The organism is Microbacterium sp. JZ70, from assembly GCF_053903225.1.
The window spans coordinates 1,185,677-1,201,227 of the sequence record NZ_CP096405.1; the positions used below are offsets into that span (position 1 = coordinate 1,185,677).

The following is a 15,551-nucleotide window of genomic DNA, read 5'->3' on the forward strand; positions in this document are numbered from 1 at the left end:
GTGGGAGACCCGATCACGCTAGGAACCGCCCGTGGCCGTCTGGTGAACGCACGATGAAAGCGCTCCACGACCATCCGAGGACGACGAAGGCGGCCATCCGATCGGATGGCCGCCTTCGTGCGGAGATCAGGTGATCAGGCCTTGGCGCCGACGGGCTCGGCGTCTTCGCGCTCGGACTCGTCGATGAACGGCAGGCCCGCGCGCTCGGCGTCGTAGAGCTCCTCGTCGAGGATGCCCTCGCGCTTCGCGACGATCGCGGGGACGAGCGCCTGGCCCGCGACGTTGACCGCCGTGCGGCCCATGTCGAGGATCGGGTCGATCGCGAGCAGCAGGCCGACGCCCTCGAGGGGCAGGCCGAGCGTCGAGAGCGTCAGCGTGAGCATGACGGTCGCGCCGGTCGTGCCCGCGGTCGCGGCGGATCCGACCACCGAGACCACGACGATGAGCAGGTACTGGATCAGGGTGAGCTGGATGTCGAAGAACTGCGCGACGAAGATCGCGGCGATCGCGGGGTAGATCGCGGCGCAGCCATCCATCTTCGTCGTGGAGCCGAACGGGACCGCGAACGATGCGTACTCGCGCGGGACGCCGAAGTTGCGCTCGGCGACGCGCTGCGTGAGCGGGAGGGTGCCGATCGACGAGCGGCTGACGAAGCCGAGCTGGACGGCGGGCCACACGCCTGTGAAGAACTGCTTGATCGAGAGGCCGTGCGTCTTCACGAGGATCGGGTAGACGACGAAGAGGACGAGCGCGAGGCCGATGTAGATCGCGAGGGCGAACCACGCGAGCGACGTGAGGCGCTCCCAGCCGTACTCGATGACCGCGTTGCCGATGAGGCCGAGCGTGCCGATCGGGGCGATGCGGATGATCCACCACACGACGCGCTGGATGACCTTCAGGAGCGACTCGGTGAAGACGAGGAACGGCTCGGCCTTGCGGCCGGCGCGCAGCGCGGCGGCGCCGACGACGGCGGCGACCACGATGATCTGCAGGATGTTGAAGTTGACGCTCGAGGTGAGAGCGCCGTCCTCGGCGGCGTAGGTCGAGACGCTCAGACCGAGGAAGTTCTGCGGGATGAGGCCGAGGAGGAAGTCCCACCACGAGCCGACGCGCGACGGCTCGGAGGTCTCCAGGCCCGCGCCCGCGCGGTTGCCCGGCTGGAGGAGGAGGCCGAGGCCGATGCCGATGACCACGGCGATGAAGGCGGTGATGGCGAACCAGAGGATGGTCTGGCCCGCGAGGCGCGCGGCGTTCTGCACGCGACGCAGGTTGGAGATGCTCGCGACGATCGCCGTGAAGACGAGCGGCACGACGGCGGTGCGCAGGATCGTGACGTACGAGCTGCCGATCGTGTCGAGGGTCGCGGCGAGCGGGTTCGGCTCGCCGTCTGCGCTCGCGCCGATCGAGCGGCCAACGAGGCCGAGCACGATGCCGACGACGAGGGCGGCGACGATCTGGAAGCCGAACGAGGTGTAGAAGGGGCGCTTCGCCTTGACGGGGCGCGCCGACGCGGTGCTGCTGCTGCTCATGATCTCCTGTGGCGGCGGGGATCTCCCACCCGGCACGAGGGTCTACTTTAAATCCGCCTGAATAGGTGAAGGGCCGATGAGGCGCAGGAAGTCGTCACGTGACGACATGTGTCGGGGACGGTGGATGGCGCGGGACGCGACGGTCAGACCGCGCTGCGGCGGGCGTCTGACCTCGGGGTCGTGAACATCTCCGGAGTGAGTCCGTCGATGAGGTCGCCCGGCTCAACGCCGAGGGCCGCCGCGATGCGCACGAGCGAGTGGATGTTCATCATCGACCGGCCGCTCTCGTAGCTGCGGATGTTCGACGAGTCGATGTTCGCCTCGACGGCCAGCTGGTCCTGCGTCTTCGTCTGCCGCCGACGGATCTCGGCGATGCGCTCGCCCACGTAGGCGGCTGCAGCGGAGGACACGCGGGGCACCAGACAAGCGTTGTCGGCACCGGCCAGAGGTACCAGGGTGAAAAGTACCGGGCGCTAGTACCCTAGGCTCTCGATGTGACGTGTGTTCGACGGCAGGTTGGCGGGGATCTGGCGAGGACTTCTCGCTCGGGCGACGTGCTGAAGGAGGGGTCGTGGCGCGCATCCACGAGCTGATCAAGCAGCTGCGCGCGTCGCACCCCGAGCTCGGCGCAGAGATCGCGCGAGAGGTTGAAGTGCTCTCGCAGCGGCGCGCATTCGGGTTGAACTTCGAACGCCACACACCAGAGGCCGTCGAGCTGCCTCGTCGACGTGTGCGCGTTGGCGACACCGTGCGTGTGCTGCCGCCCCGAGGTCAGATGCCGAGTTCGGCCGACCAGCGCCTCTGGAAGGTTCGCTCGATCGAAGGCACGGGTGAAAATCGTGTCGCTCACCTTGAGACTCGGTCCGCCACTGGTGATTCCGAGTCGACGGTGAACGCGGTCGCAGACCTCGTCGTCATCACGGAGTTCCGGGAGCCGATCTACCCAGGCCTCGAGTCAACCGGGAAGGTCGAGCGTGGCGGAGACAAGCCGTACCACGCGGTGATCAACGCCGAGAACTACCACGCGCTCCAGGCGCTGCTCTTCACCCATCGAGGTGCAGTCGACGCGATCTACATCGACCCGCCGTACAACACAGGCGCGCGCGATTGGAAGTACAACAATGACTACGTCGAGGGCGACGACGTGTACCGCCACTCGAAGTGGCTCGCGTTCATGGAGCGGCGCCTGCTGCTCGCGAAGGAATTGCTGAATCCCGAGGACTCGGTGCTCATCGTGACGATCGATGAGAAGGAGTACCTGCGGCTGGGGTTGTTGCTGGAGCAGGTGTTTCCTGAGGCACGGATACAGATGATCTCAATTCAGATCAAACCCGGGGGAGTCGCACGTGACCGGATGTTCGCGCGGTCAGATGAATATGCCTTCTTCGTGTTCGTTGGTGAGTCGGGTCCGGAAAAGGTTGCCCTGTCAGACGAATGGAGTGCGCGCTCCGGCGCCGTCTCTGTGACAGAGAACCTCTACTGGCAAAAGATGAGGAGGACGGGTAGCAGTCCTCTGCGTAGTGATTCTCCGGGAGCCTTCTATCCCGTGTTGCTTGACTCCGATGGAGTCATCGTTGGGGCGGGAGACTCCCTTCCACTCAACCAGCACCCGGGCGATTATGTTCCGCCGGCAGGAATGACGGCTGTGTGGCCGATCCGTGCGGATGGAACGGAGGGGAGATGGCAGCTTGGCCCGGACAAATGCCGCGCAGCCATCTCCCGGGGGTACGTCTCGCGTGGAAAACTGCGCGGGGCTGCGACAACGATCTACTATCTCGCGTCGGGTGAGCAGTCAAAGGTCGAGTCGGGTCAGTTTGCTGTCGTCGGACGGAAAACAGATGGGTCGATTGAAACGGTCATCGCGACGTACGAGCCGACGCTAATCGCGCCGACTCAATGGAGGGTTGCTGCGCACTCGGCGAACGAGCACGGGTCCCGGATGCTGCCGCTGCTGGTCCCGGGTCGGAGGTTCCCGTTCCCGAAATCCCTTTACGCGGTCGAGGATTCGCTCCGTTTCTTTGTCGGGCGCAAGCCTGACGCACTGATCGTCGACTTCTTCGCGGGCTCCGGGACGACCGCGCACGCGGTCATGCGTCTCAACAGGCAGGACGGCGGGCGTCGCCGCTCGATCAGCATCACGAACAACGAAGTGAGTGCCGAGGAGCAGGCGAGCCTCCGTCGAGAGGGCCTGCGCCCCGGTGACCCTGACTGGGAGAAGTGGGGCATCTGCGACTACATCACGAAGCCGCGGGTGAAGGCCGCGATCACGGGCAAGACGCCTGACGGTGAGCCCATCAAGGGTGACTACAAATTCAACGACGAGTTCCCGATGTCGGACGGGCTCGAGGAGAACGTCGAGTTCTTCACCCTCACCTACGAGACGCCGATGCGCGTGCAGTCGCATCGCGAGTTCCCTCGGATCGCACCGCTGCTGTGGCTGCGCGCGGGCTCTCGCGGCCGGCGCATCGAGGACCTGTCTGAGGGATGGGATGTCGCCGAGGCGTACGGCGTGCTCGCGGATATCGACAAGTCTGACGCCTTCGTTCAGGCGATGGCCGCGAGCCCCGAAGCGCGGATCGCGTTCATCGTGACCGACGAGGACCGCTTCTTCGAGGCGATCGCTCATGCGCTGCCCGAGGAGGTCGAGACGGTGCGCCTCTACGACTCGTACCTGCGCAACTTCGAGATCGATGCGATGCGAGGCGTTCGATGAGGTTCACGCTCAAGGACTACCAGCACGATGCTGTCGTGCAGACGCTCGACAACCTCCGGCGCGCGCGCACTCTGTACCACCGCGACGGTATGGAGACGTCGTTCGCGCTGACTGCGACGACCGGCGCGGGCAAGACCGTCATGGCCGCCGCCGCCATCGAGGCGCTGTTCTACGGCGACTCCGAACTCGAGTTTGAGCCCGATCCGGGTGCCGTCGTCATCTGGTTCTCTGACGACCCCAACCTCAACGAGCAGACGAAGCGGCGCCTCGTTCAGGCCTCTGAGAAGCTCAGCTACGACCGGCTCGTCACAGTGAAGCCGCCCTTCTCGCTGCCGACACTCGAGAGCCAGCACGTGTACTTCCTCAACACGCAGAGGTTGTCGAAGACTTCGCTTCTCACCCGCGGCGCCGAGCGAGCGACGGAGGCCGAGGCAGGGGGTGACGCGCTCATGGCCCCGCCCGACGATCTGGCATGGAACATCTGGGAGACGCTCGCCAACACGATCGACGACGACGGCCTCACGGTCTATCTCGTCCTCGACGAAGCTCACCGCGGGTTCACCACACGGACCTCCCGGGACAAGTCGACGATCGTGCGTCGCCTCATCAGCGGCGAGATGACCGGCCACGCGATGCCGGTCGTGTGGGGGATATCGGCGACCATCGATCGCTTCACGGACGCGATGAAGGAGGCGTCTGTAGGCGACGGTCGTACGACGCTTCCGCCTGTCTCGGTCGACCCGGTCCGGGTCCAGCGGTCCGGCCTCATCAAGGACACGATCGCGCTGGACATCCCGGCCGAGGCAGGGAACCTCGAGACGGCGCTGACGACCCGCGCGGCGCGCAAGCTGAAGGATGCGTCGCGGCGCTGGGGGAAGTACCTCGCGGAGCAGAAGAGCCTCCCCGGCGAGACCTCGACCGAGAAGGTCGTGCCGCTCATGGTGCTCCAGATCCCGAACACGGAAGACCCCGACGCTGTCGGGCTCTGGCTCGACACGATCCAGGCGGAGTTGGGCGACATCACATCGATGAACGTCCGTCACGTTCTCGGTGAGCATCGGACCCACACCTTCGGTGCCTGGGAGGTCGAGTGGATCGAGCCTCAGCGGGTGCAGGACGAGACGGATGTGCGCATTCTCGTCGCGAAGGACGGCATCTCGACGGGCTGGGACTGCCCGCGCGCCGAGGTGCTCGTGTCGTTCCGGCCGGCGAAGGACCATACCCACATCACACAGCTGCTCGGACGCATGGTGCGTACTCCGCTTGCGCGTCGCATCCCCGGTGAGGATCGGCTCAACGCAGTGGACTGCATCCTTCCGCACTTCGACCGAACCACCGCGGGCAACGTCGCGAAGTACCTCACCGGGCTCACAGACGCGATGCCGTCCACAGGGCAGAAGGTGCTGCTCGACGGTCGTGACCTCGTGCCGAACGCCGAGATTCCCGAGGACGTGTGGGAATGTTGGGACTCGCTTCCGACGATGGCGCTCCCACGCCGAGGGGCGCGTCCTGTGAAGCAGCTCGTGAGCCTTGCTCAGGCGCTCGCCGCTGACGGCCTGCTCCCAGGCGCCGTGGCGTCGGCGAAGCGACAGATGCACACCACGCTCGAGGCGTTGGCGGCGCGCTACGACGGCCAGCTGCGCAGCGCGGAGATCGAGGTGCGCACGGTCAGAGGCATGACGATCGCGGGTCGCTTCGGCACCAAGAAGCTGTCCTACACGGACTTCACCGAGCACGCCGACGAGCGCGCCATCCGCGTCGCCTTCGAAGCGGCGAAGCGCGCGTTCGGCGCGGATGTCGCCCAGTCGTACATCGACTTCCTCGCGGACCCCGAGATCGACGACAGCGACGAGACGCTCCGCGCCGCCTACGTCAAGGCTGCGGCGCTGGCGACCGTGGCGAGCGTCCGGGAGAAGGTCGATGAGGCGGCCAAGGAGATCGTCACCGAGTGGTTCCATGAGCATCGGGTCGCGATCCGCGGGCTCGCGGACGAGCGGCGTGAGACCTACGAGGAGATCCGCGCGCAGGCCGTCGAGCCGCAGCTGACGCAGCTCACCCGGCCGAAGTCCCGTATGGAGGACTTCGCCGAGACGGTGGACGGGCAGATCCGCCCCGCGGAGACCATCGACAAGCATCTGATGTCGGATGCTGACGGCCGGTTCCCGCTCACGACCTTGAACGGGTGGGAGCGCACGGTCGCCCGCAAGGAGGCCGCGCGTCCGGACTGCGTCGGCTGGTACCGCAACCCGTCGGTCACGCGACCGGACGCGTTGGGTATCGCCTATCGGGATGTCGCAGGCAACTGGCGCACGCTGCACCCCGATTTCCTCGTCTTCACGCGCGTGAATGGTGAGATCCGTCCGTCCATCGTGGACCCCCACGGCACGCACCTCGAGGACTCGATCATCAAGCTCCAGGGGCTGGCGAGGTTCGCGGAGCGTCACGGCGACGTATTCCACCGCATCGACTCCCTGGGGACCGCTGCATCATCGGGCGAGCTCAGAGTGCTCGACATGCTCGACTCGGCCGTTCGCGAGGCGGTGCTCGAGGCGAAGGGAAACGCGAACGACCTGTTCGGCGCAGTAGGGGGGAAGTACGCATGAGCACGATGAAGTTCACTCCGCATCAGCAGGCGGCGATAGACGACGTCGAGAGCACGCTTCAGCTGATCGCCTGCGCTGGCTCGGGCAAGACGCAGGTGCTCGCTCAGCGGATTGCTCGCATCCTCGCGCAACCCGGGATCCGTCCGGCGAATGTCATCGCGTTCACCTTCACGGAGAAAGCAGCGGCCGAGCTGAAGGAGCGCGTGCACAGCGTCGTGCACGAGGAGCTGGGGGACATCGTCGGGCTCGCAGAGATGTACATCGGCACGATGCACGGGTTCTGTCTCGACCTTCTGCAGACGTACGTGCCCGAGACCTTCAAGTACGGCGTGCTCACGGATGTGACGCAGCAGCTGCTGATCGATCGCGAGAGCAAGAACTCCGGCCTCACGACCTGCACCAAGCTGGTCCAGGGCGCCGAGAGCCCCCTCAAGAGGTACGTCGACACGCGCACGTACAAGACGGCGCTCTCGATCCTCCAGGAGGATGAGGTCGACTTCGCGCAGGTGCGCCCCTCCGTCGTCAGCAGCCTGGCCTCGTATCGAGACCTGTTGAAGCAGCGGCGCTACTTCGACTACACGTCGATGATGGTGGAGGCGGTCGAGTTCCTGACTCATGTCGAGGAGACGAGCGGGGCGCTGACGACACCGGAGCAGGCGCTTCGTGACCACATCCGCGACCAGGGCCGATACGTCATCGTCGACGAGTACCAGGACGTCAACCCGATTCAGGAGCGTCTCGTCCGTCGTCTTGTCCACTACGGCGCGAATCTCTGCGTCGTCGGCGATGACGACCAGACGATCTATCAGTGGCGCGGTTCCGAGGTCACGAACATCATCGACTTCGCGGGCCGCTATGCCGACGTGAAGACGATCGAGCTCGCAGAGAACTTCAGGTCGACGAAGGGCATCGTCGAGCTCGGGCGCTCGGTCGCGGAGCGGTTGGACTCGAGCGAGCGACTCTCGAAGAAGATGGTCCACGCCTCGCACCAGGAATGGGAGCGCGGTGACATGCTGGCGCTCCAGTTCGGCGACGCGGACGAGGAAGTCGAGTGGATCGCTGGGCGGATCCAGGATCTTCAGGGAGTGCCCTTCGTCGACAAGCCTGGCGCGGAACCGCGAGGGCTCTCGTGGTCGGACTGCGCGGTGCTCTACCGCTCGGTGAAGGACGCAGACGCGCTCGTCAGCGCCCTGAAGCGTCGGAAGATCCCGTTCATCATCAAAGGACTGGCGCGCCTTTTCGACGCACCCGAGATCTCCGCGTGCGCCGGGCTGTTCCACTACATGCTCGGAAGGATCACCGAAGCGCAGCTTCGAGAGCTCTGGGAGAGCGCCGCGCTCATCCCGGAACCGGCGCGCTGGCAGGCACTGCTCGAGGTCCTCGACGACGGCGCTGACTTCGGCAAGAGCGATCGCTGGGGAACCTACAACATCCAGCGCCTGTTCCTGCGAGCCCTCGAGTCGCTCGACCTTCACGAGAAGTCGATCCCGGGAGACGATCGCCGCAGGGAACTCGCGATGTACCTGCTGGGCAAGTTCTCGCAGGTCATCTCCGACTTCGAGACGATCCACTTCTCGTCGTCGCCCGAGCGAAAGTACGACTCGTTCCTCGGGTTCCTCACGCACCAGGCGCCGACCGTCTACGAGGAGTCTGACGAGGACAGCGGATACGTCCGCCCCGACGCCGTCGTGATTTCCACCGTTCATCGCGCGAAGGGGCTGCAATGGCCTGCCGTCTTCGTGCCTTACCTGCGACAGGGACGGTTCCCGATGCGGGGCGCGGGCGGCACCCAGGCGATTCCGCACATCATCGCGGCAGAAGCCGTCGCCAACGGCGGGCGCTACAAGGGCGGGATCTCGGACGAGACACGACTCTTCTACGTGGCTGTCACGCGCGCGCAGAAGTTCCTCTACGCCACGTACGCTCCGGGGGAGAAGAAGGGGTACGGGAAAGCATCGCCGTTCTACCTGCACTGCACGTCGTCGGCCTGGGTGTCCACGACCGACGAGGGACTCCCGGACGTGCCGCGGCTTCAGCCCACGCCGAAGCTTGAGACGCCGAACATCGCGATCTCCTTCTCTGAGCTGAAGTACCTCTTCGACTGCCCATACCAGTTCAAACTGCGCTTCATGTACGGCTTCAACCCGCCGATCGACGAGGCACTCGGCTACGGCAAGGGGCTGCACGACGTTCTCGCTGAGATGCACAAGCGCGCACTGTCGGGTGACGTTCCCCGCAGGGAGGAAGCGGAGGAGCTCGTCGATCGGCATCTGCACACTCCGTACGCGTACCCCAGCCTGCGTGAACAGCTCAGACGTGCCGCGGTCGACGCGGTCGAGCGGTACTTCGATAGGCATGGCGCCGACCTGACTCGCACCATCCACTCCGAGAAGCAGATCGAAGTCGCAATCGCCCCCGGAGTCACCGTGAACGGCCGCATCGACCTGATCAAGTCGCTGGAGACCGACGAGACGGCGATCGTCGACTTCAAGTCCACCGCGAGGGCCCAGGAGGAGAACGTCACTCGTGACCAGCTCTCGATCTACGCACTGGGGTACGAGGAACTCACCGGAGGTCCGGCGGATCGCATCCAGATCCTCAACCTCGACGACCAGGGGAAGAGCACGAATGACCCCGTGGACTCCTCGCTCGTGGCGGGGATCCGGGCGAAAGTCGCAGCGGTGGCCGACGACATCCGTGCGAACAGCTTCGTCTGCGATCACGACCACTCGAGCGAGGCCGCGTTCAACGATCTGGTGTGGCTGACCACGGGCGGGAGGGCGTGAACTCCCGCTGAAGCGCGCCTCGGGCCGGGACTAGCCTGTGGCAGGAGCAGGCATGACGGGCAGAATCCGCCCCGCCGCGCGCCTCCGCAGCGCCCCAGCGCTGGGAGGCACTGGGCCTTGTGGAGCATGCCACGCGCGATCTCGCGGAGTTCGACCGCATCGGCGTCGTGCACAGAGGCCCGACCGCCGAGGAAATCATCGCTGAGCTCAGGGGCGAATCGTGAGTGGCCCCCCCGTTCTCACCCGAACTGAGCGCGCTCAGCGGTCCGCGCGGACGAGCAGATCCCCGATCTCGCAGTCGAGGGCCTGGCAGATGGCGATGAGGGTCGAGAAGCGGATGGCCCGGGCCTTGTCGTTCTTGAGGATCGACAGGTTGACGATGCTCACGCCGACGATCTCGCTCAGCCGTGTGAGCGTCATCTCCCGTTCGGCGAGGAGTTCGTCGAGTCGGCAGTGGACGCCGGTCTCCTCGTCGTCAGCGGCGGGCGTCACACGAGGCCTTCCGTGTCGCGCTGAAGCCTGATACCTCGTCGGAAAGCGATAGCGAGCAGGCCGACCGCCGTTGCGATGAAGAAGAGCGGCGCGGACGACCAGAACTCGAGCGGATGGATGGGCTCGGCTCCGTCCGCGCCCAGCGCCGCGAGGATGCCGTTGAGCGCGAGGCGGTCGACGAACAACACTGCCAGGGCACCAGTGAAAACGGTCCAGCCGAGGAGCGTGAGGGCGCGTACTACCGCAGACGTGACGAAACGCCCGCGCAGAAACGACCATGCGATGTACATCACCGCCGTCGCGGAGATCGTCTGCGCTAACGCGGCGATGAGAATCGAGGCTGCGAGGCAGACCGCCGACATGGTGTCGACAACCGGGACGACGACGAGCATCGAGTCCACGCTGCCGGTGATCGTTACGTCGGCACCGTCCACGACAGCTTGTCCAGGAGCTGCGTGCACAGGAACCCGAGCTGCGACTCCCTCAAGCGTGAAGGTCTCAGCCCAGCGCAGTGCTGCGCTGATCGCTACGACCATGAGCACAGCGGCCCCGATGAACAGCACCGTAATTGCGTCGCCCTGCTCGGCGCGGCGTCTGCCGGTCTCGGTCGCGCACATCACACGAGTCCTTCTGTGTCGCGGCGGAGCCGATCCGTCTCGTCCTCGAGCCGCGCCTTCTCGCTCTGCAGGCGCGCTCCGTGGCGGAAGATCGCGGCCAGGGCCGCCATCAGCAGCGCGGCGCCGACCGGCCAGAGCGTGGACTCGATGCGGAAGTACTCCGGGTAGCCGACATCTCCAGGGCTGAGCACCTCGCGAAGAACGAGCGTCTGCCCCACGGAGGTCGCGAGGTCCGTGCCAAGGCCCGTGATCGCGACGACCGCCGCGCCGATGTAAAGCGCGCGTGTCGTCAGCGTGTGGAACGGACGACGAGCGATCGCCTGGAAGGAGATGAGCGCGACGACGGCGAAAGGCGTGAGGAACGCGACGGTGGACAGAAGCTGGATCAGCGCGACGGTCCATCTCATCTCGATGGTGGGCGATCCGATGGTGACCTGTGCGTGGTCGTAGTTCAGGCAGTCGATCCGGGGGCTTGCCGTCGACGTGGTGTCGCCTGGCCCGCCAGGCGCACAGGAAGAACTTGAAGGAGAGAATGGGGTGATCGCGCCCGAGTCGAACAGGATCCACGAATTCGTGAACGTCCCGAGCAGACCGAGCGCGAGCCCGATCAGGTTCATCAGCACGAACCACGACGAGAGCGTCAGAACGAGATCGAGCGCGATCGAGGCGCTGCGACGGCGCTTCGCGAACCAGATGAGGATCGCGGCGATGATCAGGAGAGCTCCTACCATCCCTCCCGCCATCCAGAGGGCTGAGGCGAGGTCTGTTCCGCCGGCGCTCATCACACGAGTCCTTCCGTATCGCGCTGAAGCCGCGCGCCGATCGCGAGTGCGGCAGCGAGGAGGAACAACAACGTCGGGGTCACCAGTGCGCCGGCGGGGAATTCGAACATGAGGATCGCGAAGCCGAAGTTGTGGAGCCCGAGTGCCTCGGTCGCGGCTGCCGCCGCGAGGCCGCGCAGGAGCGGAGTCAACAGAGCAGCTGCGAAGGACAGCAGTGCGGCGACGAGGGCGACAGTCGCGGTTCCAGGCAAGAGCGGGCGGTGGGAGGCGAAGCGCCGGCCGAGGATGAAGATGAGCACGCAGATCGCCAGAGCGGAGCTCGCCGAGAGAAGGACGCCGATCGCGAGGGGGACACGCACGGACCACGGGGCCCCGACGACCGTGACCTCAGCCTCCGTGAAGATCGAAGACGGCACCTGCTTGAGTCCGTCCTCGAAGAAGACCGCGTCGTCCGCGATCGGCACGTGCACCGGGATGGCACGTGCGAAGACACCGTTCACAAGCTGCCAGATCGTCCAGACCATCGTGAGCGCGAGCGCACCCAAACTCAGCCAGGCGACCAACGAGATGGCCCGACGGTCTCCGCGCGTGATCGGAGAATCCGAGTTCGACGGCATTCTGACTTCCCCTCGTAACGAAAATCGATAACAACGATAGTCGTTAAGGTGGGCGGGGTGCGCCAGGGGCGCGGCGTCATCGTGACCGATCCGTGATGAGGGAGGGGTGGGGCATTTCGTCTCGGTCGCTTCGCTCCCTCGCTCAATGACCGGGAGGTTGGTCAAGGCGCTATGCCCAGGGCGAACACGGCTCCTCGAGCGACGGGCGCTCGTTACGGTGGAACCACGACGCGTCGACCGTCCTTTATCGACGCGTCCTGGCCTCGGCCCTGAGGAGTGACATGTTCGAGAGATTCACCGACCGTGCCCGTCGTGTGGTCGTCCTCGCCCAAGAAGAGGCGAAGATGCTCAACCACAACTACATCGGCACCGAGCACATCCTGCTCGGGCTCATCCACGAGGGTGAGGGCGTCGCTGCCAAGGCGCTCGAATCGCTCGGCATCTCGCTCGACGCTGTGCGCGAGCAGGTGCAGGACATCATCGGCCAGGGGCAGCAGCAGCCGACGGGGCACATCCCGTTCACGCCGCGCGCCAAGAAGGTGCTCGAGCTGTCCCTGCGCGAGGCGCTGCAGCTCGGCCACAACTACATCGGCACCGAGCACATCCTCCTCGGCCTCATCCGCGAGGGCGAGGGCGTCGCGGCCCAGGTGCTCGTGAAGCTCGGCGCCGACCTCAACAAGGTGCGCCAGCAGGTCATCCAGCTGCTCTCCGGCTACCAGGGCAAGGAGCCCGTGGGCGTCGCGCCGAGCGGCCAGGAGTCGCAGCAGGCGGCACAGGGCGGCTCGCAGGTGCTCGACCAGTTCGGCCGCAACCTCACGCAGGCTGCGCGCGAGAACAAGCTCGACCCGGTCATCGGGCGCGAGAAGGAGATCGAGCGCGTCATGCAGATCCTGTCGCGCCGCTCGAAGAACAACCCCGTCCTCATCGGCGAGCCCGGCGTCGGCAAGACCGCCGTCGTCGAGGGCCTCGCGCAGGCGATCGTCAAGGGCGATGTGCCCGAGACGCTCAAGGACAAGCAGCTGTACTCGCTCGACCTCGGCTCGCTCATCGCCGGCTCGCGCTACCGCGGCGACTTCGAGGAGCGCCTGAAGAAGGTCACCAAGGAGATCCGCACGCGCGGCGACATCATCGTCTTCATCGACGAGATCCACACCCTCGTGGGCGCGGGTGCCGCGGAGGGCGCGATCGACGCCGCCTCGATCCTCAAGCCGCTCCTCGCTCGCGGCGAGCTGCAGACGATCGGCGCCACGACGCTCGACGAGTACCGCAAGCACTTCGAGAAGGACGCGGCCCTCGAGCGCCGCTTCCAGCCCATCCAGGTCGCCGAGCCCTCCCTGCCGCACGCGATCAACATCCTCAAGGGCCTGCGCGACCGCTACGAGGCGCACCACAAGGTGCAGATCACGGATGGCGCGATCGTCGCGGCCGCGAACCTCGCGGACCGCTACGTGAGCGACCGCTTCCTCCCGGACAAGGCCATCGACCTGATCGACGAGGCCGGCGCCCGCCTGCGCCTGTCGATCCTGTCGTCGCCGCCGGCTCTGCGCGAGTTCGACGAGAAGATCGCGAAGGTCCGCGAGGCCAAGGAGGCCGCGTCGGAGGAGCAGGACTTCGAGAAGGCCGCCGCCCTGCGCGACGAGGAGAAGGCGCTTCTGGGCGAGCGCCTGCGCCTCGAGAAGCAGTGGCGCTCGGGTGACGTCGCCGCGCACGCGGTCGTCGACGAGGGCCTGATCGCCGAGGTGCTGGCCCAGGCCACGGGCATCCCGGTGTTCAAGCTCACCGAGGAGGAGACCAGCCGTCTCGTCTTCATGGAGAAGGCGCTGCACCAGCGCGTCATCGGCCAGGAGGAGGCGATCGCGGCGCTGTCGAAGACCATCCGCCGTCAGCGCGCCGGCCTCAAGGACCCGAAGCGTCCCTCGGGCTCGTTCATCTTCGCCGGCCCCACGGGCGTCGGGAAGACCGAGCTCGCGAAGGCGCTCGCGGAGTTCCTCTTCGACGACGAGGGTGCGCTCATCTCGCTCGACATGTCGGAGTTCGGCGAGAAGCACACCGTCTCGCGTCTGTTCGGCGCCCCTCCCGGGTTCGTCGGCTTCGAGGAGGGCGGCCAGCTCACCGAGAAGGTCCGTCGCAAGCCGTTCTCGGTCGTGCTCTTCGACGAGATCGAGAAGGCGCACCCCGACATCTTCAACTCGCTCCTCCAGATCCTGGAGGAGGGGCGTCTGACGGATGGCCAGGGCCGGGTCGTCGACTTCAAGAACACCGTGATCATCATGACGACGAACCTCGGCTCGTCGGCGATCGCGGGCGGTCCGGTCGGCTTCCAGGTCGAGGGCAACACCCAGACGACCTACGAGCGGATGAAGGGCAAGGTCGACGAGGAGCTCAAGCGCCACTTCAAGCCCGAGTTCCTCAACCGCGTCGACGACATCATCGTCTTCCCGCAGCTGTCGAAGGACGAGCTCATCCAGATCGTGGATCTGTTCACGAAGCGTCTGGCGGAGCGCCTGCTCGACCGCGACATGACGATCGAGCTGTCGCAGGCGGCCAAGGAGCGTCTCATCGAGGTCGGCTTCGACCCGGCGCTCGGCGCCCGTCCGCTGCGTCGCGCCATGCAGCGCGAGGTCGAGGACCGGCTGTCGGAGCAGCTGCTCAACGGCCAGCTCGAGTCGGGCCACCACATCAAGGTCGACCTCGTCGACGGCCAGTTCACGTTCCACAGCGCACCCCGCGGCGAGAAGGTCGCGGTCGGCGTGAACACGGGCGGCGACATCTCGGCCACGCCCGACCTCGCGGCGCTCGGCGACTGACGGAGACGACAAGGGGCGGAGCCTTCGGGCTCCGCCCCTTTCGCGTGCCCGCGGCGCGCTCAGCGGAGCCTGAGGTGCGCCGTCCTAGGGTGGGAGGATGACCGAGTTCACGGTGCGCGCGGCGCGAGCGGCCGACATGGAGCAGGTGCACCGGATGCTCGAGCCGTACGTCATGCGGCGGATCCTGCTCGGCAAGGACCTCGTCGTGCTCTACGAGGCGACGCAGGAGTTCCTCGTCGCGGAGGACGCGAGCGGGCGGGTCATCGGCTGCGGCGCGCTCCACGTCATGTGGGAGGATCTCGGCGAGATCCGCACCCTCCTCGTGGAGGACGGATGGCTGCACCACGGCGTCGGCCGCGCCATCGTCGACGGGCTCGAGCGCAAGGCGCGCGACCTCGGCCTCACGCGACTGTTCTGCCTGACCTTCGAGGTCGACTTCTTCCGCCGGCGCGGCTTCGAGCCGATCGGCGAGCAGGTCGTCTCGCCCGATGTGTACTCGCAGCTCGTGCGCAGCCCCGACGAGGGCGTCGCCGAGTTCCTCGACCTCGCCCATGTGAAGCCGAACACGCTCGGCAACACCCGGATGCTCAAGCACCTCTGAGAGG

11 protein-coding genes are annotated in these 15,551 nt (G+C 66.3%); 5 read left to right on the plus strand and 6 right to left on the minus strand.

Annotated elements, in window-relative coordinates:
- Positions 1-134: 134 nt before the first annotated feature.
- Both M1D46_RS05335 and M1D46_RS05340 read right to left on the minus strand, forming a co-directional pair.
- Positions 135-1,529 carry a dicarboxylate/amino acid:cation symporter gene (locus tag M1D46_RS05335; RefSeq protein ID WP_456286852.1) on the minus strand — a complete coding sequence of 465 codons (1,395 nt, stop codon included), beginning with the start codon at positions 1,527-1,529 and terminating at the stop codon, positions 135-137.
- Between the two features lie 143 nt (positions 1,530-1,672).
- Positions 1,673-1,948 carry a helix-turn-helix domain-containing protein gene (locus M1D46_RS05340; protein WP_271173157.1) on the minus strand — a complete coding sequence of 92 codons (276 nt, stop codon included), beginning with the start codon at positions 1,946-1,948 and terminating at the stop codon, positions 1,673-1,675.
- 152 nt (positions 1,949-2,100) lie between these two features.
- Between M1D46_RS05340 and M1D46_RS05345 the strand changes: the two genes are divergently transcribed.
- The 3 genes from M1D46_RS05345 to M1D46_RS05355 are packed head-to-tail and all read left to right on the plus strand — an operon-like array spanning position 2,101 to position 9,631.
- Complete coding sequence (locus M1D46_RS05345) at positions 2,101-4,242, plus strand: site-specific DNA-methyltransferase (protein WP_456286853.1); 2,142 nt, start codon at positions 2,101-2,103, stop codon at positions 4,240-4,242.
- Complete coding sequence (locus tag M1D46_RS05350) at positions 4,239-6,845, plus strand: DEAD/DEAH box helicase (protein WP_456286854.1); 2,607 nt, start codon at positions 4,239-4,241, stop codon at positions 6,843-6,845. The genes M1D46_RS05345 and M1D46_RS05350 overlap by 4 nt, the downstream gene beginning before the upstream one ends.
- Positions 6,842-9,631 (plus strand): ATP-dependent helicase, encoded by a 2,790-nt coding sequence (locus M1D46_RS05355; protein WP_456286855.1) that lies wholly within the window; start codon positions 6,842-6,844, stop codon positions 9,629-9,631. The genes M1D46_RS05350 and M1D46_RS05355 overlap by 4 nt, the downstream gene beginning before the upstream one ends.
- A 258-nt stretch (positions 9,632-9,889) precedes the next feature.
- On the opposite strand, the gene M1D46_RS05360 is transcribed toward M1D46_RS05355, so the two are convergent.
- Genes M1D46_RS05360 through M1D46_RS05375 form a run of 4 tightly spaced genes read right to left on the minus strand, consistent with a single transcriptional unit; the run spans position 9,890 to position 12,139 of the window.
- A complete protein-coding gene (locus M1D46_RS05360) occupies positions 9,890-10,123 on the minus strand; it encodes a helix-turn-helix domain-containing protein (protein ID WP_282979007.1) in 234 nt (77 codons plus the stop codon).
- Positions 10,120-10,740 carry a hypothetical protein gene (locus M1D46_RS05365; RefSeq protein WP_456286856.1) on the minus strand — a complete coding sequence of 207 codons (621 nt, stop codon included), beginning with the start codon at positions 10,738-10,740 and terminating at the stop codon, positions 10,120-10,122. The genes M1D46_RS05360 and M1D46_RS05365 overlap by 4 nt, the downstream gene beginning before the upstream one ends.
- Positions 10,740-11,471 (minus strand): hypothetical protein, encoded by a 732-nt coding sequence (locus M1D46_RS05370; RefSeq protein WP_456286857.1) that lies wholly within the window; start codon positions 11,469-11,471, stop codon positions 10,740-10,742. The genes M1D46_RS05365 and M1D46_RS05370 overlap by 1 nt, the downstream gene beginning before the upstream one ends.
- A gap of 50 nt (positions 11,472-11,521) precedes the next feature.
- Positions 11,522-12,139, minus strand: coding sequence for a hypothetical protein (locus M1D46_RS05375; RefSeq protein ID WP_456286858.1), 618 nt, complete (start codon positions 12,137-12,139; stop codon positions 11,522-11,524).
- A 281-nt stretch (positions 12,140-12,420) separates the two neighbouring features.
- Here M1D46_RS05375 and M1D46_RS05380 point away from each other — a divergent pair, with 281 nt between their 5' ends.
- Positions 12,421-14,946, plus strand: coding sequence for an ATP-dependent Clp protease ATP-binding subunit (locus M1D46_RS05380; protein WP_271173147.1), 2,526 nt, complete (start codon positions 12,421-12,423; stop codon positions 14,944-14,946).
- 97 nt (positions 14,947-15,043) lie between these two features.
- Positions 15,044-15,547: an amino-acid N-acetyltransferase gene (locus M1D46_RS05385; RefSeq protein WP_271173146.1), complete on the plus strand. Its 504-nt coding sequence runs from the start codon at positions 15,044-15,046 to the stop codon at positions 15,545-15,547.
- Positions 15,548-15,551: the final 4 nt, after the last annotated feature.